Annotated in this window: 1 protein-coding gene; it reads left to right on the plus strand. The window is 47.0% G+C overall.

Features of this window, described 5'->3' with window-relative positions; genetic code table 11:
- Positions 1–53: 53 nt before the first annotated feature.
- Positions 54–1,414, plus strand: a protein-coding gene (locus tag ICN44_RS12260) for an IS3 family transposase (RefSeq protein ID WP_216264205.1) whose coding sequence is annotated in 2 segments (ribosomal slippage) — positions 54–513 and positions 513–1,414 — 1,362 coding nt in all. Because the reading frame shifts where the segments join, the coding sequence is not laid out codon by codon here.
- Positions 1,415–1,445 lie beyond the last annotated feature (31 nt).

The raw sequence follows: 1,445 nt of genomic DNA on the forward strand, positions 1-1,445 counted from the left end.
TGAACTGACCCACAAAAGTTGGACACCCAATCCAACTCAACAGGGTCAGTCTCATGTCCAAATACAGCAAAGAGTTCAAGCTAGTAGTCATTGAGCATTACCTCTCCGGTAGGGGTGGTTTTAAAACTATTGGAGATCAATACGGCGTTAAATATGCCTATGTTCGCAAATGGGTTCATGCTTACAAAGTCCATGGCCAACACAGTCTCAACAAGACTTATGCCCATTACACTAGCGGCTTTAAGCTATCTGTCTTGCAGCACATGGAGAAGCACCAGCTCTCCATTAATCAAGCGGCAGCCCACTTTAATATCCCAGCCCCCAGTACGATTGGTCAATGGCAACGCCTCTACAATGAAAGCGGTATCACAGTCCTAGAACCTAAACCCAAGGGACGGCCACCCATGTCAAAACCCTGTAAACCGTTTACCCCCACCAATAAGCCGGTGACCCAAATGACTCCACAAGAGCTCATGCAAGAGCTCGAGTACCGCAGAGTGGAGACTGATTACCTAAAAAAGCTCGAAGCCTTAGCCCAGCAAAAGTACTTGGCAAGCAAGAACAAGTCCAAGTAATTACTGAGTTAAGGCAGCAATACCCCTTACAGATCATCTTGGCTGTCGCCAAGATGGCCAGAAGTGTTTACTACTACCAGGTGGGGCTTAGTAAGCAGACTGACCCCTATCTTGCAGTCAAGACGCAGATCAGCGCCATCTACCATCGCCACAAGGGTCGCTATGGTTATCGGCGAGTCCATTTGGAGTTGGGTAATCAGCAGCGTTACCTCGATCCTAAGACTGTACAAAAGCTCATGGGGCAACTGGGACTGAAGTCCACCGTTCGCCCTAAGCGATACCAGTCTTATAAGGGGTCTGTGGGTAAGGTAGCCTCCAACTTACTCGAGCGCCACTTTGTAGCTAGTAAACCTAATCAAAAGTGGGTAACCGATGTCACCGAGTTCAATATCAAGGGCGAGAAGGTATATCTCTCACCCATCTTGGATCTATACAACCAAGAGATCATCTCCTATGAGATTGCGGATCGCCCGCAGATCAGCATGGTGAGCACCATGCTCACCAAAGCCTTTAAGCGACTTACTCAGACCGAGAAGCTGATGCTGCACTCAGATCAGGGCTGGCAATACCAGATGGGGATTTATCAACGAGCCCTCTACAAGCAAGGCATTACTCAGAGCATGTCTCGAAAAGGTAACTGCCTGGATAACGCAGTCATGGAAAACTGGTTTGGGATTATGAAGACTGAGTTCTTCTATCAAAAGAAGTTTGACGACGTTCACACATTTAAAACTGAGCTAAAGGAATATATCGACTATTACAACCATGATCGGATCAAACAAAAACTGAAGGGATTGAGCCCGGTTAATTACCGAACTCAATCCCTCGTGCTAACCTAATTAAACTGTCCAACTTTTGTGGGTCAGTTCA

The sequence above is a fragment of the Polynucleobacter sp. JS-Fieb-80-E5 genome (genome assembly GCF_018882015.1).
Lineage (GTDB): Bacteria > Pseudomonadota > Gammaproteobacteria > Burkholderiales > Burkholderiaceae > Polynucleobacter.